Annotated in this window: 25 protein-coding genes; 4 read left to right on the forward strand and 21 right to left on the reverse strand. The window is 34.5% G+C overall.

The window, feature by feature from the left end:
* Window positions 1–60: 60 nt before the first annotated feature.
* The 17 genes from MTZ49_RS13520 to MTZ49_RS13600 all read right to left on the reverse strand — a co-directional run bounded on the left by MTZ49_RS13520 (window position 61) and on the right by MTZ49_RS13600 (window position 16937).
* A complete protein-coding gene (locus MTZ49_RS13520; RefSeq protein WP_264745978.1) occupies window positions 61–648 on the reverse strand; it encodes a HutD family protein in 588 nt (195 codons plus the stop codon).
* Window positions 645–1313 (reverse strand): histidine utilization repressor, encoded by a 669-nt coding sequence (gene hutC / locus MTZ49_RS13525; RefSeq protein ID WP_413774195.1) that lies wholly within the window; start codon window positions 1311–1313, stop codon window positions 645–647. Before hutC ends, MTZ49_RS13520 begins: the two co-directional genes overlap by 4 nt.
* Before the next feature lie 213 nt (window positions 1314–1526).
* The gene (locus MTZ49_RS13530) at window positions 1527–2474 is read right to left on the reverse strand and encodes a spore coat protein U domain-containing protein (RefSeq protein WP_264745980.1); all 948 of its coding nucleotides are present in this window, start codon (window positions 2472–2474) and stop codon (window positions 1527–1529) included.
* 11 nt (window positions 2475–2485) lie between these two features.
* A complete protein-coding gene (locus MTZ49_RS13535) occupies window positions 2486–3340 on the reverse strand; it encodes a fimbria/pilus outer membrane usher protein (protein WP_264745981.1) in 855 nt (284 codons plus the stop codon).
* On the reverse strand, window positions 3300–4880 hold the full coding sequence (locus MTZ49_RS13540; protein ID WP_264745982.1) for a fimbria/pilus outer membrane usher protein: 1581 nt from the start codon (window positions 4878–4880) through the stop codon (window positions 3300–3302). The genes MTZ49_RS13535 and MTZ49_RS13540 overlap by 41 nt, the downstream gene beginning before the upstream one ends.
* 81 nt (window positions 4881–4961) lie before the next feature.
* The gene (locus tag MTZ49_RS13545) at window positions 4962–5744 is read right to left on the reverse strand and encodes a molecular chaperone (protein WP_264745983.1); all 783 of its coding nucleotides are present in this window, start codon (window positions 5742–5744) and stop codon (window positions 4962–4964) included.
* Window positions 5745–5775: 31 nt separating this feature from the next.
* Window positions 5776–6339, reverse strand: coding sequence for a spore coat U domain-containing protein (locus MTZ49_RS13550; RefSeq protein WP_264745984.1), 564 nt, complete (start codon window positions 6337–6339; stop codon window positions 5776–5778).
* 13 nt (window positions 6340–6352) lie between these two features.
* On the reverse strand, window positions 6353–6868 hold the full coding sequence (locus MTZ49_RS13555) for a spore coat U domain-containing protein (RefSeq protein ID WP_264745985.1): 516 nt from the start codon (window positions 6866–6868) through the stop codon (window positions 6353–6355).
* A 4-nt stretch (window positions 6869–6872) separates the two neighbouring features.
* A complete protein-coding gene (locus MTZ49_RS13560; protein ID WP_264745986.1) occupies window positions 6873–7412 on the reverse strand; it encodes a spore coat U domain-containing protein in 540 nt (179 codons plus the stop codon).
* Between the two features lie 181 nt (window positions 7413–7593).
* Entirely contained in the window at window positions 7594–8271 is a 678-nt protein-coding gene (locus MTZ49_RS13565; RefSeq protein WP_264745987.1) for a hypothetical protein, read from the reverse strand.
* A complete protein-coding gene (locus MTZ49_RS13570) occupies window positions 8268–9611 on the reverse strand; it encodes a B12-binding domain-containing radical SAM protein (RefSeq protein WP_264745988.1) in 1344 nt (447 codons plus the stop codon). The genes MTZ49_RS13565 and MTZ49_RS13570 overlap by 4 nt, the downstream gene beginning before the upstream one ends.
* A complete protein-coding gene (locus MTZ49_RS13575; protein WP_264745989.1) occupies window positions 9592–10917 on the reverse strand; it encodes a B12-binding domain-containing radical SAM protein in 1326 nt (441 codons plus the stop codon). Before MTZ49_RS13575 ends, MTZ49_RS13570 begins: the two co-directional genes overlap by 20 nt.
* Window positions 10914–11939, reverse strand: coding sequence for a hypothetical protein (locus MTZ49_RS13580; RefSeq protein ID WP_264745990.1), 1026 nt, complete (start codon window positions 11937–11939; stop codon window positions 10914–10916). Before MTZ49_RS13580 ends, MTZ49_RS13575 begins: the two co-directional genes overlap by 4 nt.
* Window positions 11936–13282, reverse strand: coding sequence for a B12-binding domain-containing radical SAM protein (locus MTZ49_RS13585; protein ID WP_264745991.1), 1347 nt, complete (start codon window positions 13280–13282; stop codon window positions 11936–11938). The genes MTZ49_RS13580 and MTZ49_RS13585 overlap by 4 nt, the downstream gene beginning before the upstream one ends.
* Before the next feature lie 2 nt (window positions 13283–13284).
* Window positions 13285–14652, reverse strand: a complete 1368-nt coding sequence (locus MTZ49_RS13590) for a B12-binding domain-containing radical SAM protein (protein WP_264745992.1) — start codon at window positions 14650–14652, stop codon at window positions 13285–13287.
* Window positions 14653–14692: 40 nt separating this feature from the next.
* Entirely contained in the window at window positions 14693–16210 is a 1518-nt protein-coding gene (locus MTZ49_RS13595; protein WP_264745993.1) for a GH3 auxin-responsive promoter family protein, read from the reverse strand.
* A complete protein-coding gene (locus MTZ49_RS13600) occupies window positions 16203–16937 on the reverse strand; it encodes a hypothetical protein (RefSeq protein ID WP_264745994.1) in 735 nt (244 codons plus the stop codon). Before MTZ49_RS13600 ends, MTZ49_RS13595 begins: the two co-directional genes overlap by 8 nt.
* Window positions 16938–17169: 232 nt before the next feature.
* Here MTZ49_RS13600 and MTZ49_RS13605 point away from each other — a divergent pair, with 232 nt between their 5' ends.
* Window positions 17170–17769, forward strand: a complete 600-nt coding sequence (locus tag MTZ49_RS13605) for a hypothetical protein (RefSeq protein WP_264745995.1) — start codon at window positions 17170–17172, stop codon at window positions 17767–17769.
* Window positions 17732–18319, forward strand: a complete 588-nt coding sequence (locus tag MTZ49_RS13610) for a YybH family protein (RefSeq protein WP_264745996.1) — start codon at window positions 17732–17734, stop codon at window positions 18317–18319. The genes MTZ49_RS13605 and MTZ49_RS13610 overlap by 38 nt, the downstream gene beginning before the upstream one ends.
* Here the strand turns inward: MTZ49_RS13610 and MTZ49_RS13615 are convergent.
* The 4 genes from MTZ49_RS13615 to MTZ49_RS13630 form a co-directional block, all read right to left on the reverse strand.
* Window positions 18281–19210, reverse strand: coding sequence for a fatty acid desaturase family protein (locus MTZ49_RS13615; protein WP_264745997.1), 930 nt, complete (start codon window positions 19208–19210; stop codon window positions 18281–18283). The genes MTZ49_RS13610 and MTZ49_RS13615 overlap by 39 nt on opposite strands.
* 223 nt (window positions 19211–19433) lie before the next feature.
* Window positions 19434–20834, reverse strand: coding sequence for a hypothetical protein (locus tag MTZ49_RS13620; RefSeq protein WP_413774154.1), 1401 nt, complete (start codon window positions 20832–20834; stop codon window positions 19434–19436).
* 79 nt (window positions 20835–20913) lie between these two features.
* Window positions 20914–21276, reverse strand: a complete 363-nt coding sequence (locus MTZ49_RS13625; RefSeq protein WP_264745999.1) for a cupin domain-containing protein — start codon at window positions 21274–21276, stop codon at window positions 20914–20916.
* Window positions 21277–21297: 21 nt separating this feature from the next.
* Window positions 21298–22596, reverse strand: a complete 1299-nt coding sequence (locus MTZ49_RS13630; RefSeq protein ID WP_264746000.1) for an NAD(P)/FAD-dependent oxidoreductase — start codon at window positions 22594–22596, stop codon at window positions 21298–21300.
* Window positions 22597–22827: 231 nt separating this feature from the next.
* Here MTZ49_RS13630 and MTZ49_RS13635 point away from each other — a divergent pair, with 231 nt between their 5' ends.
* The gene (locus MTZ49_RS13635) at window positions 22828–23661 is read left to right on the forward strand and encodes a helix-turn-helix domain-containing protein (RefSeq protein WP_264746001.1); all 834 of its coding nucleotides are present in this window, start codon (window positions 22828–22830) and stop codon (window positions 23659–23661) included.
* Window positions 23662–23778: 117 nt separating this feature from the next.
* The gene (locus tag MTZ49_RS13640; protein WP_264746002.1) at window positions 23779–25212 is read left to right on the forward strand and encodes an APC family permease; all 1434 of its coding nucleotides are present in this window, start codon (window positions 23779–23781) and stop codon (window positions 25210–25212) included.
* Window positions 25213–25223: the final 11 nt, after the last annotated feature.

The following is a 25223-nucleotide window of genomic DNA, read 5'->3' on the forward strand; positions in this document are numbered from 1 at the left end:
ACTGTTACTGAAGCGTTACTTTTCGTAAACAATTAAGTATTTTGTTTTAATAAATATATCTTAATTTTTAGAGGTAAGAGATATAAAACAGCATTTAAAAGAATTAGTTATTGTAGTTATATACACTTCTTTTAAATCATCCTGATTTGTTACCCATAAAGTATCATAATGTTCTAATACAATCTCTTGATTAGAGATATTAACTGTTACCTTATCACCTGCATTAAATAACACTATATCTTCAGCATTGGTAAAAATTCTGGTTGGTTGCTCATTAACAATCCATTGTAAATTAGCAGCTATTGAAAGTGGGTTGTAAATAAGATTGAAATCTCTTAATGGACCCTTCAATAATTTACAAGAAACTTCAGACTCACCTTTAAATGCGAAAGGATCAAAAGTAGATAATGGACGTGAAAGTTTTCCGTCCACCTCTAACACCATTCCTTTTCCTTCTAAAACACTAATAATTCGCTGATATCCTATAAATGAAGAAAATGTACCGTCTTCTTTTATATCAGCAATCGAAACACGCCATAAAAAATTATCTATATTATAATCAGTAACCTTGATTACTTCCTCTGTTATACCAGCTCCATTTTTCCAAGGCATTTTTATGTAGTCTTGAGCTTTTAATAACTTTATCATAGGCCAAACCTACCCTCTAAACGATAACGACTACCAGGATAAAGTAAACGGGTACTAGAAATAACTAAAGCACCAGACCAAGTACGACGTTGGATAGATAAACAAGGGTCGCCATGTTTAATATGTAATAAATCACTTTCCTGCTTTGTTACCAAAACAGCTTCAACCACATGTTCACCCTCTGTAACGGGAGCAAGTTCAGTTAAATATTGGTTAGGCGTTAGCTGAGTAAAATCTTGCTTTAAATAATCTGGTGCAACTTTAGAGCTAATATAACGCTCCTCAATTTGAATAGGAATATACTCTTCAAAATGTACTAACACCGAATGAAAAATACGATCTCCTACTTTTAACTCCAAATCAGTTGCTTGTTTTTGATTAGCTTTGATTTGTTCCATAACAACTACTTGCGTAGAATGGTGATGCCCTCTTTCTGCTATTTCCTCAGCTATATTGCGTATTTCAAATAAAGCGGCATGTCCTTTAGGTTCTGCCACAAAAGTCCCCACGCCTTGCATACGAATTAACAAACCTTCAGTAGTTAACTCCCGTAATGCACGATTAATGGTCATCCTACTAAACCCTAACTGCTCTACTAATTCAGCTTCGGAAGGAATGCGATAGTGAGGAGGCCATGCCCCTGAATGAATTTGCTGTACAATCATTTGTTTAACACGCTGATAAAGAGGGGCAGGAAAACTCCCAATATTACTAGCAAATAAATCTTTTGGCTGCGCCACAATAAAGAGCCTCTTAAAAAACAATCATTAAAGAGGATTTTACTAAACCATTAGAAAATAGTATATGTATATACAATTATCTTTAATAAAATTTAATCCTTTCTACCTCATCACAATATTTGAATTTTTATAAACTTTTTAATATTCTACAATCACTGTAATTTGATCTGTATAAGTTGCGGCAGGTAATTCTGTTTGTGATGGATTGATAATTGCTTTATAGGGTATCGTTTGAGATAAACCTGTTCCAGATGCTGATAGTTTATTGGTTGTATCCCATACAGTTACACCATCTGTTTGATAAATATTATATTGTAAATAATGTCCCAGCCCGTCAGTCATACGTCGCCAGCTATTAGCTAATCTATTATTACCATCACTAAAAGAAACTTTATAACCTTCTGTTTTAGTACAGGTCAAATTAATATTTTGGGTAATTGGGTTAAATTGGCCTACTAATGCATAACTACCAAAGTTAAGATCTGGAGCATTATTAATAGCACATTGTTTATCAATCACTGCAGTAACTGTTATTGTTCGATCAACATTATCCTTTTGTACTCCTACACAAATATCTAATATTCCTAATAATGAACAAATATTATAGTTCCAATTAAACGTTAAGCTATCTGAATATGTTCCTGCACGAACATTAGCTCCTGGAGAGGTTTTTACATAAAACTTAATATTAAAACTTTTTCCACCTAAAATAAGTGTTAATAAACCTATACTATTATAATTAATTGCTTGATTAACAAGAAATTGGTGCTGATAAGTGCTATCTGCATAAATACCATAAGGGATAACATCACCTGAACCATCATTATTTTTTAACGTTAAATTATTAACACTATTTTTTAATGTCACAATAATTTGATCGCCTGAAAGGATACCTAAACCAAGTAAACCAGAGCAACTTAAGCCAACATTGTTGGAAGCGGCAATAGAATTGTTATAAACAGTAAAGGAGCTATTCTGTCCTAAATTAATACTTTCATTACTACCTACGCTACAAGCCGCCTCAACAACAGTGTTTGTTAAACATAAAAAAATAAATATATATAGGTTTATAGATTTAACTATCATTTAATTAGTTCCTATTGACACTTTTGTTGACCTAAATAAATAATGCCTTTTTGCTTAGGTATATGTAAGATAACATTACAAACTTTTCCTGTATCTGCACGCGTTACGGTAAGTTGGTTATTAGCATTTATATCTTGTAGCCACACTAACCCATCCCAACCCACCCAACTGGTTTTATTGTCTTGTGTCTTAACAGTACTACCTTTAGGAAGAGGCTTATCATTATTATCTAATAAGGTAAGATTAACGGATTGAATATTTTTAATTTTAAAATCTACTAATAAACCACTTTTTTCACGCACTGATAACTCATAAGTTGTAGAAGGAATATCCACATCAGCGGGCAAGTTTAGTGAATCAATACTAAGTTTAGTTGGATACCAAGAGGTTACAGTAGGTACTAGCATATAACCTTTTGCATTAGTTTTACCAATAGGCTGATTTTCATAAAATACTGGTACATCTTCAAAACTATTTGTAGAGACAAGTGCAAAAGCATCATTAATAGTATTGGTTGTATACATATCTCCATTCATCATAACAACAGCTCCTGTCATTTCTGCCCAACGAGTATAATCATGTTTGTTACCATACATTCCACCCTTTGTTTCAAAATAATCTGAACGCCATGTTATATCTGCTTGGCGATATTTATCAGATTCTCTACCGCCATTAGCAAAAGCTAAATTCCAACCTATGCCCCCATCAGTAGGTGCACTTCTACTCCAATTTGTTCTTGTTACCCAATGATTACTAGTATCTCTACTGGATGAAATGCTTGTTGTTCCCCAGTCATCTAAAGGAAGTGAAAGCATAATCTGAGCACTAACACCTTGACCACCCAATTTCTTTGTTAATAGATGCATATAAACTAACATTACGCCATACTGCCGCACTCCATGAAATATTAATTATTCTAGTTTCATCTCCCCTAGCACTGCGTGTTGCAAAATAGCCACTACCTATAGCTCCGAATCTTCCTATTCCTATACTGGTAGTCACTTGATCTTGACGTCTACTTAAAAGATAGTCTGAACGATAATTAGATAAATCAGCATATCCCTCTGAACGCACAATGCGTTGCGCATTCACACTAAAAACTTGATTGTTATAACTATATCCCGCTACAGCCTGAGTACCTTTATTCTTTTGTGGAACATTGTCAGTGTAAATATCCTTGTAATCAATCATTCCCGTTATAGGATTATAATAAGATTGAATACTTCTTTTCTCTTTGCTCCATGCTTTATCATTAGCCTGACTGCCACTCGTTGAAAGATTGAGTACACCTAAATTGCTTAACCGAATACCTGCACCAATACCCGAAGATAAAAGATATTGAGCGCCCTCTACTCTACCTTCCACTGTCAACCAATCAGTTACACCATATCTCGCTATACCATTCATCGCAGCATTACTATAATCACTGGACTTAAGTCCATAATTACGACGTAGAATACCAGACGAAAAACTATAATCTGTTAAACCTTTACCTAGTAAATTACTGGCCACATAAAAAGGAACTGTAGCACTAACCTTTCTTCCCAATGCATCTGTTGTCACTACAGTAGCATTACCAGCACCATTAATATAAGGTTGTGTTTCTAATGTAAATGGCCCTGGATTCAGTAACTGTGTATCCATTTTATAATTATTAATATAAAGATCTACTGTACTAGGAATAGCAGCATTACCCATAAACTGTGGTAATGGATAAGTAATTAAATCAGGACGTGTAGCAAAGTTACGTGCAATTTGAAAACCACCTAATCGTACAGAACTAGACCATGGTAATGAGTCTGTAATAACATCTCCAAAAGAATAACTAATCATGCTATTTTCATTACTGTACTTCCACTGTGTATCATAACGTACATAACGATCACTTTGATTGTTACTCTGCTTACCACCAAATGATTTGCGATAAATTCCTGTATTTGAAACTACACCAAAACCATCAAAAACACGTTGCTCTGTCCATAATGATAGATTATCAGAAGCATTCTTTTGCTCTGGAGAAGTAGCATATATATCATAGTTCATTAAAGCGCCTAGACTACTTTTTGCTTCAACTTGTTTATACATCGTTTTATTAACAGTAATATGTTGTGATGGAAGCCATGAAGTTGGTAAATCAATCATTAACTGCTGTAGTTCAGCGTTATAACCCACATTAACACCAACTATTTGATCAATAGCTATAGACTGTTGGTTTTTAGGCTTTAACATTGATAAACCTATTTGGTCTAATTGTTCTGCAGTTAACCAATAATGCTTATTACGATAATCTACCGCTATAATATGTCCAGAAGGCTTACCATTAATAACAATTTCTAACCATAGTACTGTATCTGGGAGATCAAACTGAGGTAGTTGTTCATCACTGGCCAATACCATACTGTACATATTAATCACTAAAAAAATGCTAATAATGCAGGTAATGTTTGTGTATAAATATACAAATTTATTTTTCATAAAATGCCAATACTATTGATGATTTATAGTAATTGGGTTTGGCATTTCATTAATATTAGCAAATAATGTTCCTGCTGCTTTAACGTTGGCAGGAATAGGAAAAGACATAGAACGATTAGGCAAAACATAACCTAATAATCCATCACTTACAGTATACACTTGGTTATTTTGTTTAAAGAACACTTTGGCAAGTCGTGCATGAACTTGCCCTTTATTCGTAATAACTAACCAAGATTTACCTTCTTTATTTTGTATCTTATAATCTAAAACAGGTAATGTGGCCTTATTAATATCACGTGGCTTTCTATAATCCTGATTTGTCCAAATATTATTTCCTTGTACAAACAAAGGTACAGAATAACGCATTTGAAATGCAACACCATAACCCTGACTTATATTTTCTGACTTAATATCAGCCCTTGGAATTTCATCAATTAAAACACGATAAGCATTCTCGGTATTGGCAGGAATATTAATACTTTTAACTAATCTTATTAATTGTTTTTTATCTGGTTGTACTTCAGCCACTGGAGGACTAGCAACAATTTCTGTTTGCTCAACTAATGACTCCTCACCATCTTGTTGTTGCCATTTCAATACACGAATTTGTAAAAAAACAGATTGTTTATCATTATTCTGTATCCATAAAGAAGTAGCTTTATCTGTATCCTCAATAGTTGGACCAAGTGGCCAAATTAAAATTGAACTAGCGGCAAAAATATTACTGTAAAACCCCATCAATAAAATAAAAATCATGTATTCAATTTTATTGTTATACGCTTGTATTATTTTCATAATTATCTATTCATCTCACGACAATGATTTATTAATAACTTATTGTGACTGTTACAGTATCTGTATATGTCCCTACACTTGGCATGGTAGAAGCTGCCAATAAACGAGCATATATAGGATAAGATTCTGTTGTACCACTGGAGCTAATTGTTTTACTACTACCACCATTACTACCGTTACCCCAGATACTACTGAAATTAGCATCCTGAAATAGCTGGTAACTTAATATCTCATTCGTATTTGTATTTTTTAATAAGCGTCCATTAGCAATAGAACCACTATTATTAACACCACTACTCAAACTGATAGTTACATTAATGCCAGGCGTACATTTAACAATAATTGAACCTGCATTATTGCTTGATATAACGTCCTTATTTTGGTTAAGTAATGATACGTTTCCAAAACTTATAGTTCCAAAACTACTGGTATCTGAACCACCACTACCTAATAAACATCCCTTTATAATTTCTGCTTGTACTTTAAAAGACTGTGAAACAGTTTTATCGTCAACTCCTGTATCAGCCAATACCACAGAAGTTAACCCTAACACTCCACAAACAATATAAAATATTTTTTTTATTTTATACTTCATGTAAGTCCTAATATTAATAGGTAATAGTCACACTCACTCTATCTGTATAAATACCTACTTCAGATACTGATTGTTGAGGTATAAATCCATAAATAGGTAACCAAGTTTCTTGACCATTACTAGTGCCCGAAAGGCCTTTAATATCATCCCAAACCACTGTATGAGCAGAATCAATATATAGGTTATACCTAACTGCTGTAGAACCATTACTTAAATAACGTACAGTTGTACTTTGACTATTTAGCCCTGAACTCATATAAACAATATAAGGTGTATTATTACTACACTTAATACGAATACCACCACTGTTAGCTTGGCCAACAACAGCAACACTCGTACTAAGATCAGATACATATCCAAAATCAAGCATACCGAAAGATATACTTCCGCCTGTACTCGTTGAACCTACCTCACAAGCAGCAACAACATTAGCGTTGATATTAATTACGGCAGTTTTAGTTGCTGAATATCCAACAATGCTAGTAAGTAACCCTATTACTAATATACTAATACGATTACTTACTCTCATCTCCCTACCAACTAACAGTTACAGCAACAGCGTCAGTATAAGTACCTGCGGCAGGGGCTGGTGTTACAACAGGAACTCGACCATAGAAGTCTAGAGATTGAGCCAAACCTGTACCTGCACGGCTAACAGGTGTTCCAGAGACCCATGCAGTGGCTCGAGCAGAGTCTTGGTAAAGATTATAGGCAATATAATTATTTGTTAATCCTGTGGTTTGATTACGCATTTGACGTTGTGAACCAGTTGCATTAACACCATTATCTACAGCGACTGTATAAGGTAATGCAGGAGAACATATAACACCAACTGTATTAGCCCCACCTGCTCCAGAAGCCTTCGCATCAACAGCTGTACTTAAATTTGTTTGCACACCAAAATCCAGTGTACCAAACTGGTTATAAGTACCAATACCACCACCATGAGTAATTGAACATCCTTGACCTATCGTAATTCTGACATCCAACTGACCAGAAATTGTACCTGCCGCATTTACATAACTAATAGAACCTAACACTAAGCTTGCTAAAATCATAGAATTGATTTTCATGACAATCACCTAAAAAGAAATAACGCATATGGACTCTTATTTTTTGACGCTATTACTTACAAAGAACTTCTATTTATACAATGTAAGCTATTAAATCATAATAACTTTTTTAAAAAATTACTCTAATATCTTAGTCTAGTTATATTAAATAAAAGTTTGATAGAGAAAAAAAGATTTTTCTCTATTTTAAAATCTTACTATTATGAATAATAGGCTTAGTGCCTGTGTGACCATATTTTTTATAAGAATAATTCATCACACCTAATACAGGAATAACAATACAACAACATAAACCTATAATGAAAAACACAGTAGAAAATAAATAACTTTGCTGTCCATAACAATAGACTATATATTCATAGCTACTTATCATTAAACCATAACAAAAACCAAACCCACCAAAAATCCAAGGGGCATAATCAAGTACTATAGTTTCTGCTTCTTTATTATTTGCCCAAGGTTCGTTATATACAAATAAAATACCCGCTTTAATGGCCACAATATCATAAAGAATATTCCAAAAACCTATCACTGAACAAAGTATTAATGCAGAGACAAATATATCTAATATCGTTTGTGCTGTATATTGATGAGTTAACCATGAAAGTAACGCAGTGGCACTACCAAATACAAATCCATGTTGAATACGAAAACGCCCTATATTAAATTTAGACTTAACTTCCCACACTTTACAAATATTAGTACCCACACCAGGCACAATATAAGCCCATAATACGGGGATAAGCCATGCTAATAACATTTGAAATAAGTTTTGGTATTCTTGCCACCATAAATAGGCTGCTAATGGAGATAGTAAACATGCAGCTAGATAGGGATAAATATGTAATAATTTTTTCATTTAAGACCAAACTTCATACCATGTTTTTTATAGACTTCTTTTCTAAATAAAAAAGTATAACGCCAAAAAGAAAGAACTCGGCTCATTGATTGCACAGTGACTCTTAAATCAGAAAAGCGTCTTATAATCGAAGGGATACTATTAAAATGACTACGGGCATCATGACAGGCTTTTGTTAGTTGCTCTGGTGTCATTAACTTAGGAATATAGGCTGCTTGGTTAAAGCGATATTCAGGATGTAACCACCATTTATCATCAAATAATAAACGCCCTTCTTGCTGTAGTTGACTATAAAGCGGTGTATTTGGATAAGGCATAAGAATATTATAAGCAGCAAATGCAAAACGATTTTTTAACGCAAACTCTACTGTTTGCTCAATGCTCTCAACAGTATCATGATCATACCCTAAAGTAAAAGCTGCCCATGTCTGCATACCATGATCTCGAAGAACTTTAATCTCCTGCAAATAATGGTTAAAATCTTTTATATTAGGCGATTTCTTTGCATCCCTTAAACTCAATGGGTTGATAGATTCAAAGCCCATTACATTGCCCCAACAACCACTTTGTTGCATTAGCTTCATTAATTGAGGATTTTTCGTAACATCTAAACTAGCTTGGCTAATCCAATTAATTTTTAAGGGAATTAACGCATGGCATAGTTCTGCCAATGCTTTATGATCGGTAGCGATATTATCATCAATAAAAAAAATAAATTTACGGTTTTGACTGGCTATTTCTCTAACCACTTCATCTATTTGTCGTAAATAGTAATTACCTCCAAAATATTGGCTTACTGCACAAAACTTACAGGCAAAACGACAACCACGAGAAAACTGCATAAGAGAAATAGGCAAATATCCTTTACCTTGATAAATATCTCGTCTTGCAATCAATTTATCACCACAATGATTGACCTGCCCTACACCAACAGGTGCTTCATAACGAGGTTTTAATTTATTGTGGCGAGCATCTTCTATCATGGTTGCCCATAATGTTTCAGCATCACCTAAGAAAATACTGTCTGCATGCTGTAATACTTCTTCTGGTAATAGGCTAACATGGATACCCCCCATAATTACCCTTACTCCCCGTTGCCGATACTCACTCGCTATCTCATAGGCACGGCGAGCAGTATAAGTTTCTAAAGTAATAGCCACTAGATCGGTTGGCTCATCATAGGGGATAGATTCCATTCTATCATCATACATTACTACTTCTACATCATCAGGCGTAAGCGCGGCTAACACACCAAGCATTAGCGGTTCCATACGTCCTTCATCAACATATAAACTATGTTCTCTACGCCCTATTGTTGGCTTAATGAGGGTAAGTTTCATGTTGTACCCCTCCTAATTGCTTGCCTTGTTTTTTAATAATTTCTCGATGAGAAATAATATTGGCTAATAGGGTTACGCCTTTATCTAGCCATTTTGTTTTTTTCTGAAAGCTAAATAACCTATTAGCAATAGATGAATAGCTATAAAATGTTTTTTTCGCTTCAAAACAAAGTTCTGTTAGCTGTTCAGCAGCCATTTTTTTAGGTTGAAAAATTGGATTTCCATAGCAATAGTTGGGATCAATCCACCACTCAGGTGATATAAGCCTCTTTTCTGCTAGTAATCTATTATAAAGCGCTGAACTAGGTGTTGGAGTAAGAGGATTAAAGTTAGCTATTTCTAACTTATTGCTTAACGCGAAATCAAGACTTTGTTTTATCGTATCCTCTGTGTCTTCATCATAACCAAATACAAAAGTACCATAAATATTAATACCTCTATTATGTAATGCCTTTACTACTTTTTCATAATCTCCAGCCACTTTATTCCAAGGCTTTGCCATTTGCTTTAAGTTGGCTGAATTAAGGCTTTCAAAGCCTATTAGCACAAAACGACAACCTGCCTCTGCCAATTGATCTAGTAGTGTTTCATCTCTCGCCACATCAATGCTAATCTGACAACCCCAACGTTTTTTCAAAGGTTTTAACATAGTTAACAAGCTTTCTAAAATAGACCTATTACCAAATAAATTATCATCCACAAACAGAAAAAAACGATTGGGCTTTAAAGTAACTAATTCTTCTTTAAAATATGCTATTGGCCTAGCCCTTACACCATTTTTATAAAAACCATGAATAGAACAAAAGTCACAGGTAAAACGGCAACCTCGAGTATATTGAATTAAATCTACAGGTGCATATTTCTTACCTTTAAAAATACTACGATCTAATCGATAATCATCTAAAGGTAAATCATGATTACCATAATAAATAGTTTGTAATTTATTTTGCTGAAAATCTTTTAATAACTGTTCCCAAGCGCCTTCAGCATCCCCAACAATGATACTATCAGCGTGTTGCAAGGCTTCTTCTGGTAAGAAAGTAGGATGATAACCTCCCATCACTACTTTAATACCTTGCTCTCTATAATAGTCAGCTAATTGATAACTGCGCCTAGCCGTAAATGTTTCTACTGAAATAGCAATTAAATCTGCTTCTAATTCTGTGGGTATAACCTCCACACGATCATCATAAAACTGAATATCATGTTCTTCAGCCCTGGCTGCTAATATGCCCATAGCTAATGGTGGCATCGCATCAGTTGCTCGATAATCACCCATATTAGGTCTTAATAATACTATTTTCATAAAATAGCTGCTTCTGGATTAAGCATTTGTTTTTCCCATACTGGACTAGCCACTAATTCAACCCCATAAATTCTCGTTTTATAAACCAATGGTTTAAATGTATCAATAATAGCGTGAGCTTGTGGATGATTAGCAGCTAAAGAGAATGTTAATAAAGAAGTTTGGCAATGAGGTAAGGCATCTTTTATTAAAGGTATGATCATTTGTTGATCTTGCACTTGAAAAAAACTTAAAAAGCTTTGATCTAATACTTGCTTAAGCTTTGGTAACTGAGGTCTATTAGTCAACTTAGCATAACCATTATAAACAGGTCTTAAAAGATTGATAAGAGGATGATAATGACTAGCTATAATCTGTTTAAATGATTGTTGATTCCACAATACCGCACAGCCCTTTAATTGATTATTCTGGTAATAACCTAATACAGGTAAATCGGCTTTTATTAGCCAATCTTCTGCTAAATAAGGAGCTAACTGGTACTGGCTAGCCTGCTTATTATAAAAATCAACAATAGTTTGTAACTGCCCTACTTTCTGCCATAATCCTAAATGCTTTGCCCTTGTCTTAGCAATAACAAAGGTAGATAACTCACCTAATAATTGATATTTAGGTAATCCTGCAACACCTTTTTCTAATATTCTACGGGCTATTTTATTATCACTGGCTATGCTGGTATAGCAATAAGCAAGAGGGCTAAGAAAATTTTTAAGATAACTAAACCCCTCTTTCAGTACACGTATTTTATTTCTATAATTTTCGCTGACTCTTAAACTATTAAGATAGCCTAAGTCTACCCGTTGACCATTTACAAAACCCTGTTGTTTAGTCAGTTGACAACAACCTAAAAAAACTCCCTCTTGTTCTGCCAACACTGGATATTCTTGACCAAAATAATGTTGCTTATTTAAATAATTTGGCTGGCGAGTCATCAGCATATCCACCCAACCTTGCATCGCATTTTCTTCTAGCAATTTAACAAAGTGTTGCTGGTTATTTGCAGATACAGCATGGAAATTAATCATTTAATCTCCAACAACTTACCTTGCCACGCTTCATCGCCTAGTGGATAACCATTCCGTGAACTGATTTCATTTCTGTGTAACGCATTAATTGGGAAAAAATTACGAAACATAAAAAAGTCGCTGCGATTTTTCCAACTACGTTTAAAAATAGAGCGCCAACTATAAAAATCTCTACGAGCACTTACACAACCTGTAGTGACTTGCTCAGGTGTTAATTGGGTAGGATAAAACGGCACCTCATTATAACGATAATTATCATCTAACCACCAATGTTCATAGCGCAATCTATTTTCTTGTTGTAATCGTTTATAAAGAGGCGTACCTGGAAAAGGTGTCATATGATTAAAAGCAGCAATGTACATACCCTCTTGCTCAGCAAAAGCAACTGCTTGACTAAAGGATTCTTGAGTATCATGATCATAACCAAATACAAAAGTCCCATAAACCGCTATACCATATTTTCTTAAATTAGCTAATGCCTGAGAAAAGCCACCTTTCATGGTATTAAAGCGTTTATTCATCAGCTTAAGATTATCTTCATTAAGTGACTCAAAACCTATTAACACGCCTTTACAACCAGACTGAGCAAGCTCTTTTAAAAAGCTTTCATCATGGGCGGCATTAATACTCATTTGGGTAATCCAACGAATATTTAATTTGGCTAACTCAGGTAACCACACCCTACTTTCATGGATATTACCTGCAAAATTATCATCCACAAAAAAGAAGATCTTTTTGCTACACTTTTGCTCTGCTAGTTCTTTTAATACTTGGTCAGGATCACGTCTACGATAACTGCGTTGATAAAATGTTTGGATAGCACAAAATTCACAAGGGAATCGACAACCTCGACCTGTTTCAACTAAACCAATAGGTAAATAACGCTTACCTTTAAAAAGGCTTCTATCTACTTTTACACCACTAAGATCCGTTTGAATACCTTGATATAAAGGTTTAAGTGTATGATGTTGTAAATCATCAATTAACTCTAGCCATTTCCCTTCAGCCTCGCCCACCATAATAGCATCAGCATAACGGCTAGCCTCTTCTGGTACGAGGGTAACATGAAAACCTCCCATAACTACAGGTACGCCACGCTGTCTATACTCACTGGCTATTTGATAAGCCCGTTTAGCTGTATAGGTTTCTACAGAAATAACTACAGCATCAGTAGCTTCATCATAGGAAATTTTTTCTAATCGATCATCATAGAAACGTGTTTCCACAGTATCAGGCGTAAGCCCTTTTAACGCAGCAATTGGTAAAGGCTCCATTTGCCATGAACGCAAATAAGACTCACCTAAACGATGACCAATAGCTGGATGTACAAAAGTTAACCGCATAGTTATTTACTTTGCAAAATAATTTTAGAAGGATTACGCTCAATAGGCCAATCACAGGTATAAAACTTATGCAGGTTATGTGCGTAAAATCTATAACCCAAGTTAGCTGTTAATGCTAAAGATTGGAAATTACGCGCCCCCCATAAGCGTTTAAAAATATTTTTATATTGATATATCTTCTTCCAAGCCCTTTCATGCCCATCTGATAACTGTTGCACGGTCATTAACTTTGGTTCAAATACAACATGTTGTGCATCATAGAGTGACCAATCTTTCGTTAAAATGCGATTTTCTTGCTCTAATCTTTTATAAAGAGGTGTTGCTGGAAAAGGTGTTAATACAGAAAAACGTGGTAAATCAATGCATGCATCTATGGCTAACTCTACGGTTGCATCAAAGGTATCTAACGTATCATGATCTAATCCAAAGACAAAACAACCTTGAATAGAGATACCTAATTTATGTAATGTACCTATTAATTCTTTATAGTTAACTGAAGAATTAAATTTCTTGCCTGCATCCCCTAAACTACCAGTAGTAACAGTTTCTAAGCCTAGCAATAATCCTTTACAACCACTCTTAGCCATTAACTCCATTAATTCATTATTATGAGCAATTAATACAGTTGATAGACCAAACCATTGGATTTTTAATGGAATAAGTGCGGTAAATAACTCTTTAGCATATTCAAGATCTGATACTAAATTTAAATCAACAAAAATAAGCTTTCGTTTGCCTGTTTTCGCTACAAATTGGCGGATATCTTCTACTACCCAAGACACTGGATGTTGATATTGCTTACGCCCCCATGCAGTAGGTGCCACACAAAACTCACAGTCATGACCACAAGAGCGAGTCGCTTCAAATACGGCCTGAGTTAGAAAGTATTTACTATCAAAACGTTCTCTTTCAGGGAAAGGTAATGTATTGTTACTTAAGTCAAAACATTCACTTTGTTTATAAACAGGTTGTAATTTATCAGCAAAAAAATCATAAATGAGTTGCGGCCATGTTTTCTCTGCATAGCCTATACAAATAGCATCCGCATGTTCAGTCGCTTCCTCTGGCATTAAAGTAATATGAGGGCCACCTAATAATACTTTAATGCCTTTTGCCCTAAATTGATCTGCCAACTCATAAGCTCTTATTACTGTTCCAGTAATGGCTGTTATACCTATTAAATCCGCTTGTAAATCAGCAGGTATTTCCATAATACCTTCATCTATCAAGGTAATTTCAATAGGTAACTCTTTGGGTGTTAGTGCGGCTAAGGTTGTTAAAGTCAACGGTTGGTAACGTAAGGATTTTTTAAAAATCCCACCACTCTTACGATATAACGGCCCTTTTGGAGAAATTAGTACCAATTTCATTTTGCGATCGTTGTTATATTTTACTTCCATTGTTTATTACCTACACTTGAAATACTTTTCTCCAGTCTCCCAAAAACAGAGCTGGAATCTTTATATCACCTAATCGTTTACCCTTAGCTAATTGCCACGTTAAATACTGCTTATTGGGCGCATCAATTGCTTTATACGTTAGTGGTGCCAGTTGCTGTAACTTCCTAGCATAATCATATTGTGGATTATTGCATAGCGCTTGCTCAATAATTGTTAGTATATGTTTATTCTCGTCAAAATAATTTTGATCTGTTAACAGAATATAACTACATTCTGGTTTGTTTGTGCAAAGCATTGCAAACCCTTTAAGTGGTGCTAAGCAATGATTAACAAAACTTTCTGTTAATTTTTCACCCACTAAGTCAGAAACAACGCCTGCTCGTCCTATAAACTTAACAATAGGCCTATCTTGCTGATAGCCTAAACAAGTGACTATATCAGTGGTGTCATAACGATAAAGTCCACTATTAGTAGTAACTATTACCTGATAACTCTGTTGTACTTCTAGCTCATGAGCTAAATGTATTTTTCCCTGCTCATCTAAAAACTCATAAAAATTACTTGCTGTACAAAGCAGGGTTTCGTTTAGCTGATTAGGTACTGTGATTACAGCTTCGGTGGATAATAAGCCTTTAGGTTGTATCTTTGTATAAGGAAAATAATCTGCTAACACTTTGGCCTGCATAGCCGAAGACGCATCAGCCCAACAACTTATTACTACTAAATCAGGCCATAATATTTGTGTTTGTTGTTGACTTAAATACTGCTGTAAACGCTGAGCAGCCTCTATATCTTTTGCTAAGACATGGTTAGCAACCATACCACCATTATTTAATAAATCTAAAAGCTTATTCTGTTGCTGTTGTAAAGCCTTTAATAACTGGATAAGGAAGCTAGGGCTCCAAATGGAAATAACCGTTACATCATCACTACGTAATAAATAATAGAGTGTTAATAATTGCCAATCCTCTACATTACTTACCTGTCCAACAGAAAAAGGAACAGCAGATAGTGCCATAAAAGCGGCTAGATTTTCATGCCCTAAATAAAGCACATCACCGCCGCCAATAGCTACTCCCTTTGCTGTGGCCTGTGGCTCTGCAGTAGCAGGACTAAGTGCCCAATACACTTTACCTTTAGTAATTTTATATTGAGCAATTAACTCTGCTAACCAATTTAACACAGCTCTCCGAAAGTCATCTAAACCTCTTGCTGAATAGGGAAATAGCTTACCGCCACTATGACTACCACCTGTCCTTTCAAAAGCGATTACCTCACCATTAAATAATTGATTAGTTTCACCTCGTAATAATTTTTCAATCCAAGGATATAGCATTTCATAATTAGTAATAGGAACACGTGCTTGATATTCCGCTATATTATTAATACTAGCAAATTGATATTGCTGACCATAAACAGAGTGCTGATTATGGGTTAAACATTGTGCTAACCACTGCTGTTGTACAACAACTGTGGACTGCGCTATTGGCGCTAAATATTGAGCAAAATGTTGCCAAGGATTATTCATTTCGGTACTCAATATTAGTATCTAAAAATAGTTTTTGAGCACGACTCTGTAAATTATCAGCACTTAGCTCACATAAACAAACTAACTCATGGCCTTTATAATAATAAGGATTTTTACTAAGGAAAAATTGACTCGACTTTTTTTGTTGCTCATGGGATGCAATATCCGTCAAATCCTCTTTTAAATAGCCATACTCACTAGGACACTCCACAACCCCTGTCCGCACATTATAAAGCTCTACAAACTTAGCTACTGCTAACTGATCAGCCAATTGTTTTAATTCTGGTTGTAATCCATCCCAATGTGGATAGAAACTCTTTGCGAATACAATTAAGTATTTATAAGTTCTATAGCCTTTCACTAATAAAAACCAATAGATGGGAGTCGTAGGGTTATCTTGCTTTAATTTACCCATCCGTTGAATCCAAGCAGAATGCAATGACTGTTGTTGCCAATGCTCAGGCATTACAATAGTATCACCTGAATAAACAATCATTTTTTGCTGAAAAGAATAAAACTCTATGGTTGTAAAGCCAACCATCTGCCCTTGCTGCTCTAGAAAAAGCACTTCATTTTTATTGTCTAAATCTTGGTAAAAACGCTCTAAATCGCTACCTTGATAATATTGAAAATAAATAGCGGCCATTTGTTGCTTTTTACTAGCAGTAATGGAGTTTACTGTTTGAAAGTAGGCCTGATAATTCATTTTCTTAAAAGTCTCAATCACTCTAATAATTATCTTTGTCAGTCTAACACACTTGATACTTTAACTTTAACATATGCACTTATTTTACATTTATATATCTACTTCCTTATTTAAAACTTAATTTCAATTAATATGCTTTTATTTTCACAATTAAAATTATTATAATAAATTATTAATTTAACTTTAAAAGTAAACATTGAACCTTCTTAAATATACACTAGAACCCATCAGCCAACGTCTTAAAATTTTTCTTATGTGGGGAACATTGGTTGGTATTGCTTTTTTTGGGTTATATCCATTGTTAAACTGGTATGCCAGTGAAAGACAACATACTTTTGGCCTCTACTTACCCTTTGAATTACAAATTCCTTTTGTTGCTAGTTTTATTTGGCCTTATTTTTCTATGTATTTAGTACTCTTAATACCTGTATTTGTATTAAATACTACGGCATTAAAACGATTAGCTATAGAATTAATCATAGCTACTATAATTGCTGCTTTTATTTTTCTTTTAATACCCTGCCATTTGGGATTCACAAGAACTATTCCAGAGCAGCCCTTGTATCATCTATTATATAGCCAACTATTTAATCTAGACCATCCTTATAATCTTGTACCATCATTGCATGTCGTTTATTCTGCTACTATTGTTTTTATTATTACAGCAAACACCAAAAAATATTTAAGTTACCTATTTTATTTATGGTTAATCGGCTTAACTAGCTCTACAATACTAGTGCATCAACATCATTTATTAGATGTAATTACAGGATTTAGTCTGTCATTATTAGTTCATATGATTATAGGAAGATACTATGAAAAAGATTATTGCCGCTCTACTGGTGTTAATTAGTTTTAATATAATGGCAGAGGAGCAAGATAATGCAATTCATGATGAATTAAGACAAGTATTAAAAACAGTTACTGAAGCGATTAATACAGGTGACTATGACAAGATGCTACCTGTACTTAGTAAAGACATGCGAGCCACACCTGTTACACAAGAATTTATCAATGGTAGAGAAGCTATAATACCTTATATGCGCTCATGGTTTGGTTCAGACAAATTTCTGAAAAAACTAACCATACAATTTACGCCTGATCAACTCACAGAGATTTCACCTGATAAAACATGGGGTATCTCTTACGGTAGTGGACATGAACAATATACCCTAAGCGATGGTAGAATCTATAATATAAAAACTCGTTGGACAGCCACTGTTGCATTAGAAGATGGTGCATGGAAAATTAGAACCATGCATATGGGTACAGACTTCTTAAATAACCCTATTTTAGATGAAGCCTCTGCTGCAATTAATAAAATGTTAATTGGAGGTTTAGCAGGTGGCTTAATTTTAGGCTTATTACTTGGTTTCTTTATATTCCGGAAAAAGAAAGTCTAAGTCGGCAGCAGCGCCCATAGGTGGAGCTGGGCGCACCCCTCTCCACAAGGTAAAATATACTCGCCAAAAACTAGGTTGTAATTCTTGCTTATCTACATACTTAGGTAAATCATACCAAGGCACTGTAGGATGTTGGTGGTGAGCTAAATGATAGTGATAATTTAAAGCAAGCCAACGAAAAATAGGTAACACCTTTAGATTCCATGCGCCATTTTTAATATCCCGACTACTCCACGCATGATCCGCATATTGCAAAACAGACCAATGTAATGCAAATGCGTACATACAAAGCACATAACCCCAAAAGGTTAAATCTAAAACCCAAACTAATAAAGCCTGATAACCAAAAGAAAGAGCTATCTCACACCATACCTGTAAACTAGGTAGTTTAGAAATATCTGCTATATAATGGCTGCACTCTAAATTAGTAGCTACTTTCTTTTTAAAAAAAGCTGATCGATAAAAACCACTAGCAATCAAATAAACGAAGTTACTAAATACTACACAAACATAATATAAGCCTAATAAATTACCACCATATAGAATTATATTGCGTCTGAATTTAGACTGATGGGGCAAATAATAATCATAAAGATCTAAATCTGTCCTATTACGTTCATGATGTCCTTGATGTGCTTGTTTTTGTAATAAAAATGAAGTGGGATAAGCCCAACTACTCATCACTCCAATAATACGATTACCTAATTTAGAGTTAGCGGCTACACCGTGTGCTGCTTCATGCATTATAGAGAAGGGCATATTATTAATATGGGCAAACAGAAAAATAGCTAATATTGCCCAATACCAAGCTAAATAACTAGCTACCCATAAACAACCAGCGGCTATAATTAAGCTAAACACAACCAAACTAAAACTTAGAGTAAATCGCATAAGCTACTCAACTATTAAACTAACAATATTATTCATGTTATCTGAATTCAGAATATCTTAAAAAAATACTACGTTTACTGATTTACTACAACAAGCCTAGTATTTATAGTCAGATAAACACTACTTTTTTAGATAATCTCATTGTTACTTTAATTTAAACTTAAAAATCTTTTTATTATAAAAATAACTCCACTTATATTAATTAACCTACTATTTATACTTTTTAAAAGGAAACTGCCATTACTAATTGACTATAGACGTTTGTACCACTACTACTTACTTGATTACCGCCATTCTTCTCCGATTTTTTAGGATTATATAAGCCAATTAAGGGCGATATGACTAAATGATCATTAACCGCCCAATCCACAAATAAATCTAACTCTTGTGCATCTAAATTAAGATTATTTTTCTTATGTAAGGTATTAAAATCAAAATAAAGTGCCCCTACTGTTACATTTTCCAAAGGCGTTACTTTAAATGCCACATGCTGAATACTTGTATTTGAGTTATATGGCCCTGCGTAATTTGCTGCCACCTCGCCTTGAAACCAAGTTCCATAACCTCTACTAAGACCATTAAATAATGAATCCCACTGTGATGAATAGCGACTATAGCGATAACTTATATTAGGAGACCAAGGTACTTCTGAAAAAGTCCAACCAGCTTCTGCATACCAAGCAGTTTCATTATCCTTACCTGATATTTTTTGACCATCTGTATACCTATCCTTATGTTGCTTAGCATACTCAAAGGACAGATTAAGGTCTTTATGAATCCCTAAATTACCAACGCCTCTAATACTGTAAACATTCATGCCATCCCTTGCTAACTGCATATCAGAAGCATATTTTTTATCTACATTACGACCATGAATATAAGTAAAACCTAATGTACCTAGATCCACTACATATTCCAAAGTACCTATTAACAGTCCTGTATTAGCTTGTGCTCTATTGTCTGACTTTAACCAAATCAAATCACTACGCAAACCCTTTTGGCCTCCCAAACGTACTACAGCTGTCTTGTCAAAAGCATGTCTTGCTGCCAGATAATAAGCTCCGCCTCGATTTAACTTACCATCCATAGGACCCTTGCCTAAATTAGGCCCATCATCATTAATTAAAAAACCATCTCCAATAGTAATTACTTGACGACCAAAGGACACATCAACTCCATCATCGCCTAATGCAGTGAAAATATTGCCTGATCGCCAACCAATAAACACATCTTCTATTTTAGTGATCCGCTCATCACCTATTGTATTACCTGCAGCATCACCATCGCCCCAAGTAGCAGAACTAACCCAGTTTAACGTACCATAGATTTGCATAGAGTTAGTAAAACGATGATCACCATTAACACCATATTTAATAAAACCTTCTCGCCAAGTAGATCCTCCTGATCTACCATCATAATTCTTTCTGCTGTTAAACATTCCAAATACAGCTTGTACATCTGCATTTAAATTTGTTTGATCATCTTTATACAAGGTATAAGCTTGTAATGGTGCACAGAACAACCCTAAAGCTACTAATGTAGCTAAATATATGCGCTTGTTTCCCACGTTTCTTACCTCAATTAACTTTATTATTTTGATAGTGTTATTGCTTACTACAAGCATGAAAACTCCATTTTCCATGCCATATAGTAATCATTGATTATTAATTTGAACGTGCTATAACTTATTTGACCTTATTAAACTAATTTGCTGAGAAATAATGCTTAATAAAGTAATCAGAATTTACCTCCCACAGTACCTTAGTACCTTTCTCTACAATCCAACTTTCACCTTCTTTAAAAGTCCACTTTTCACCCGTATCTTCATTGGTTAAAGTCACTTGACCTTTAACAATAGTAGCCTGCTCAGAAAAAGGATAAGTCATACGAAAAACACTTTTAGTCACTCCAAAATAACCACCACTTGATGGTAACTCTGGATTACCTAAGGTGAATTTACCATAGGCTTTACCATCACCTTCGATTAATTCAGACCCTAAATCAATCACTGTTCCCCAGCTGTCTAATTGTTCTAAGGTAAGGTCTTTATTTATTTTTAACATCATTGTGTTATCTCCTATAAAAAATTATCTACGACCAGTCCAAAACCCTGATAATTGATGCCAACATTTAGCACCTGTTAACAGAAGTGGACGAATTGACTGTTTACCAATAATATTTCGATGATGAACTTTACTGATAAGATCATAATATTCAGATTGCTCAGCAATACCTGATGCTAGAATTTTGCAAATGATATGACTCGGTGTAACACCAAACCCTGAATAACCTTGTACATAATAAACATTAGGCTGATTTGGCAAATTACCTATTTGTGGGAATAAATTGGCACTACAACCCATTGGCCCACCCCACGCCAAGTCAATCTTCACATCTTTTAAATAAGGGAAGATTTGCAGCATAAGTTTACGATTAAACTGTTTTAAATCATGTGGGATATGCTCTACAAACCTTGTTGCACTACCAAATAACAAACTGTTTTCTTTAGTTACTCGATAGTAGTCGATAATAGGCCTAATATCGCTATAAGCCCCTCTAATAGGGCTAATACGTTCTATTAATTCATCTGATAATGGTTCTGTCATTAATTGAAAAGCATAAGTATTAATAATTTTTTTATCTAATTGTGACTCCATTTTATTGATGAAACTATCACAGGCCCATAGCATCTTCTTGGCAGTAACCGTACCTTTGGCTGTTCTTACTTTAATTGTTGAACCATAGGTCACTTCTAATGCAGGGCTATATTCATAAATCTGTGCACCTAAGGAAGATAAAGCTTTAGCCTCACCTAATAGCAGATTAAGCGAATGCACATGACCTGCCCCCATATGTACTAAAGCACTTTCATAAGCAGTAGAACCCACAACTTTTTGCACATCTGAACCTGTTAGAAGATAAATCTCATTTTCTTTATCTAACTCTTTAAATCCCTTTTCCCACTCTTGTAGAGTCTTAGTTTGCCTAGCATTAAAGCCTAAATAACCATAGCCATGACAAAAATCTGCTTGAATATCATATTTCTTTATCCGCTCTTGAATAATCTTAGAGCCTTGATCACTGATGGCAAAAATTGTTTTAAGTCCTTCTTCACCAACATCTTTTTTTATAGCATCAAGATCATGACCAATCCCAGCCATAATTTGTCCACCATTACGGCCTGTACCACCATAGCCGAGGTATTTTGCTTCTAATACAGCAATATTGGTAATACCTTTTTCAGCTAACTCAAGTGCTGTATTAATTCCAGAAAAGCCACCGCCTATAACAACAACATCAACATCAATATCATTCTCAAGCGAAGGAAAGTTCAAATTATATTTTTTAGTAGCCGTGTAATAGGTAGGCGTTTCTACTTCTAACATTTTTTATCCTTATTTGTAGCTATTAGCTTATAAATTAATTTTTTATTTTTAGTTGTAGCTAATTCTATTGACCGTGCTAAGATAAAAATAGAATAAATCTGTACTACTGATAAATTAGAAAAATATATATAAAACAAGTTATACGTTAATCTAATTTCAGATGTACATTAACTTTGTAAATATAATACGCACTCAAAACAACAATAAAAAAGCTTAGCAAAAAGGTAAAACATGAGCGTTATTTTTTCTCATAAAGCACTAGAAACAAAAAATATACAACCCTATTTTGTATTAAGTACCCACTCTACCTATCGTAAAAAGATGGTAGATAACTCTGTTATCTCTCACTTTTATAGTTTTGTTGCTGATAATTCAGAAGGTTATACATTTGCTGTACCAGATGCCTGTACCGATATCTTATTCTTATGTGATCCTACCACCCCTGCTGCTCGGATTTGTGGCAGCACTATATCGGCTAAACTTGTTGAGTTACAAAAAAACAAACGCTATTTTGGGGTTCGTTTTGTACCAGGCTTTGCACCTGACTTCTCCTCGATACTCCCCAAAGAACTAACAGATGCAGAAATTGCCTTAGCAGATATTGACCCTAACGCCTCCCCTTTAATCGAAAAAATTGCTTCTAGCCACTGTTTTGCAAATCAGATTAATTTTTTTATGCAAAACTACACTGATCGACTAGCCAATAGACAGTCTGACTTATGCCAACAACTTAGTCAGTTAATGTATCAGTATAATGGTGATATTAGAATTACTGAACTAGAAGAGCTGACAGGGTTTTCAGCGCGCTATATCTATAAAATATTTACTGAACAATTTGGCATATCACCTAAACTCTACTGTTTAATCTTAAGATTCCAACAAGCCCTATTTAATTTAACTGCACAAGAACAACTCAAAAACTTAACTGATCTCGCTATTGATCTTGGTTATGCCGATCAATCTCATTTTTTAAGAGAGTTTAAAAAATTTGCAGCGATATCACCTAAAAAATTTACCACAGAAATACAACATAGTTTCTATCAAAAACGCATTACATATGATTAATATTTAACTACATTACCGATTTCTTCTATTTTTTATAGAGCAATACTTCTATTTTATTAACAAAATAATAATCACAATTAAATGACCATTAATAAAATAATAAATAGGAGTATTCACATGAGTTCTGCAACTCATCTAAAGAAAAACAGTATTGGCTTAGCTGCACTAGTCTTCTTTGTTGTAGCAGCAGCCTCCCCTTTAACAGGTTTAGTAGGCGGTATGCCCATTGCTATTTTAGAAGGCAATGGTGGTGGTATTCCGGGCATTTATATTTTATCGGGAGCGTTACTACTGTTATTCTCTATTGGTTTTATTACCATGAGTCGCTATGTTAAAAACTCTGGAGCTTTTTACGCTTATATCTCAGCAGGTTTAGGCAATAAATTGGGGGTTAGCGGTCTAGGTGTCGCTATCCTAGCTTATGTCTCCATTGAAATAGCTGTGGCAGCAATCTTTGGCCTGTTTACCCAAATCTTCTTTCATGATTATTTCAGTATAGATTTACCTTGGTGGGTCTATACCATTGCTATGTTATTAGTGGTATGTTTACTTGGCATTGAGCGCATTGAAATTGGCGGTAAAGTACTAGGTATTTTAATGCTACTTGAAGTAGGTATTGCCTTAATTATTGCAGTAGTAACAGTTTATAAACATGCACAAATAGGCGCTTTAGACTTTACAGCATTCAATCCAACCGTTGTTTTTAGTGGTAATGTAGGTATTGCTTTAGTATTTGCTGTAGCAGGCTTTATTGGCTTTGAAGCAACCGCTATTTATTCAGAAGAATGCCGCAATCCAGAAAAAACAATCCCTATGGCTACTATTATCGCAGTAGTGATTATCACTACTTTTTTTGCATTTTGTAGTTGGGGCCTTATTCAAGCTTATGGCGTAGCTAATGTTCAAGCAGCTGTAGCAAAAAACCCCGAATTATTCGTATTTAATTTAGCTCAATCAGCCCTAGGCAAATGGAGTGTATTAGTGATTAATGTTCTTTTAATCACTAGTCTATTTGCTGCTACACAATCTTTCCATAACAATGTTGCACGCTACTTCTATTATATTTCTCGTGACGGCCTATTCTGGTCAAAACTGTCTAAATTGCATCCTAAAAAAGGTACGCCTTACTTATCTAGTATCTGCCAAACAATTACTATGATTTTAATTATTACGGTATTAGTAATTGGCAATCAAAATCCTCTTACCGATATTTTTACATGGGGTTCAGCCATTACCACAATGGCTATTTTACTGCTACAAACTTTGGTTTCTCTAGCTGTGATAGCTTATTTTAGAAAAAATACTGAACTACAATTACCGAAATGGAAAGTCCTCTATGCCCCTATTTTATCCGCTATTTTTATGAGTGCTTTTTTATGGATTGTAGTAGTAAATCTGGATATTTTAAGTGGTGTGCATTCCAAGCTAATTTATCTCATTCCTGTATTAGTATTTGGCACGGCTGTGGGTGGTTTTATTTATTCAATTTTATTGAAGAAATTGTATCCCAATGTCTATGACAATCTTGACCAGATTATTAACGAAGCATAATAAACTAATGT

The sequence above is a fragment of the Entomomonas sp. E2T0 genome (assembly GCF_025985425.1).
Lineage (GTDB): Bacteria > Pseudomonadota > Gammaproteobacteria > Pseudomonadales > Pseudomonadaceae > Entomomonas.

Bases quoted from the DNA above. Each gene is read 5' to 3' on its own strand.
- MTZ49_RS13520 (WP_264745978.1), bottom strand. From the start codon at position 648: ATGATAAAGTTATTAAAAGCTCAAGACTACATAAAAATGCCTTGGAAA.
- hutC (WP_413774195.1), bottom strand. From the start codon at position 1,313: ATGATTGTACAGCAAATTCATTCAGGGGCATGGCCTCCTCACTATCGC.
- MTZ49_RS13530 (WP_264745980.1), bottom strand. From the start codon at position 2,474: ATGATAGTTAAATCTATAAACCTATATATATTTATTTTTTTATGTTTA.
- MTZ49_RS13535 (WP_264745981.1), bottom strand. From the start codon at position 3,340: ATGCATCTATTAACAAAGAAATTGGGTGGTCAAGGTGTTAGTGCTCAG.
- MTZ49_RS13540 (WP_264745982.1), bottom strand. From the start codon at position 4,880: ATGTACAGTATGGTATTGGCCAGTGATGAACAACTACCTCAGTTTGAT.
- MTZ49_RS13545 (WP_264745983.1), bottom strand. From the start codon at position 5,744: ATGAAAATAATACAAGCGTATAACAATAAAATTGAATACATGATTTTT.
- MTZ49_RS13550 (WP_264745984.1), bottom strand. From the start codon at position 6,339: ATGAAGTATAAAATAAAAAAAATATTTTATATTGTTTGTGGAGTGTTA.
- MTZ49_RS13555 (WP_264745985.1), bottom strand. From the start codon at position 6,868: ATGAGAGTAAGTAATCGTATTAGTATATTAGTAATAGGGTTACTTACT.
- MTZ49_RS13560 (WP_264745986.1), bottom strand. From the start codon at position 7,412: ATGAAAATCAATTCTATGATTTTAGCAAGCTTAGTGTTAGGTTCTATT.
- MTZ49_RS13565 (WP_264745987.1), bottom strand. From the start codon at position 8,271: ATGAAAAAATTATTACATATTTATCCCTATCTAGCTGCATGTTTACTA.
- MTZ49_RS13570 (WP_264745988.1), bottom strand. From the start codon at position 9,611: ATGAAACTTACCCTCATTAAGCCAACAATAGGGCGTAGAGAACATAGT.
- MTZ49_RS13575 (WP_264745989.1), bottom strand. From the start codon at position 10,917: ATGAAAATAGTATTATTAAGACCTAATATGGGTGATTATCGAGCAACT.
- MTZ49_RS13580 (WP_264745990.1), bottom strand. From the start codon at position 11,939: ATGATTAATTTCCATGCTGTATCTGCAAATAACCAGCAACACTTTGTT.
- MTZ49_RS13585 (WP_264745991.1), bottom strand. From the start codon at position 13,282: ATGCGGTTAACTTTTGTACATCCAGCTATTGGTCATCGTTTAGGTGAG.
- MTZ49_RS13590 (WP_264745992.1), bottom strand. From the start codon at position 14,652: ATGAAATTGGTACTAATTTCTCCAAAAGGGCCGTTATATCGTAAGAGT.
- MTZ49_RS13595 (WP_264745993.1), bottom strand. From the start codon at position 16,210: ATGAATAATCCTTGGCAACATTTTGCTCAATATTTAGCGCCAATAGCG.
- MTZ49_RS13605 (WP_264745995.1), top strand. From the start codon at position 17,170: ATGTGGGGAACATTGGTTGGTATTGCTTTTTTTGGGTTATATCCATTG.
- MTZ49_RS13610 (WP_264745996.1), top strand. From the start codon at position 17,732: ATGAAAAAGATTATTGCCGCTCTACTGGTGTTAATTAGTTTTAATATA.
- MTZ49_RS13615 (WP_264745997.1), bottom strand. From the start codon at position 19,210: ATGCGATTTACTCTAAGTTTTAGTTTGGTTGTGTTTAGCTTAATTATA.
- MTZ49_RS13620 (WP_413774154.1), bottom strand. From the start codon at position 20,834: ATGCTTGTAGTAAGCAATAACACTATCAAAATAATAAAGTTAATTGAG.
- MTZ49_RS13625 (WP_264745999.1), bottom strand. From the start codon at position 21,276: ATGATGTTAAAAATAAATAAAGACCTTACCTTAGAACAATTAGACAGC.
- MTZ49_RS13630 (WP_264746000.1), bottom strand. From the start codon at position 22,596: ATGTTAGAAGTAGAAACGCCTACCTATTACACGGCTACTAAAAAATAT.
- MTZ49_RS13635 (WP_264746001.1), top strand. From the start codon at position 22,828: ATGAGCGTTATTTTTTCTCATAAAGCACTAGAAACAAAAAATATACAA.
- MTZ49_RS13640 (WP_264746002.1), top strand. From the start codon at position 23,779: ATGAGTTCTGCAACTCATCTAAAGAAAAACAGTATTGGCTTAGCTGCA.